Source organism: Microvirga pakistanensis, assembly GCF_004458765.1.
GTDB classification, from domain to species: domain Bacteria; phylum Pseudomonadota; class Alphaproteobacteria; order Rhizobiales; family Beijerinckiaceae; genus Microvirga; species Microvirga pakistanensis.
In genome coordinates this window covers 1-223 of sequence record NZ_SPJX01000127.1, presented here as the reverse complement: position 1 = coordinate 223, position 223 = coordinate 1, and the positions used below count along the sequence as shown (strand labels likewise).

Genomic DNA, 223 nt, shown 5'->3' with positions numbered 1-223 from the left:
GGCCCATCACCTCCCGCGCCAGGATCAGCCGGTCGAGGTCCTTGTTGGCAATGGCGAGCGCCTCTTCGAGCACCTGGCAGAAGCCTTCCAGCTTTTCGCGGGCGCCCTCCCTTCCCTGCGGGCGAAATTTCGATTGCTTGAACCCGGCTGCCAGCGGCAGGAGATGATGGGTGAGCCCTCGGGTCCGCAGGATGGTCCCGGCCATGATCAGGCCTAGCCACGG

General features: G+C 65.9%; 1 protein-coding gene. It reads right to left on the bottom strand.

All coding sequences use genetic code 11. The features are described from left to right. Positions 1 to 205, bottom strand: a 205-nt coding sequence (locus E4K09_RS04350; protein WP_244610358.1) for a DUF1612 domain-containing protein, incomplete at its 3' end; no start/stop codon positions are given. Positions 206 to 223 lie beyond the last annotated feature (18 nt).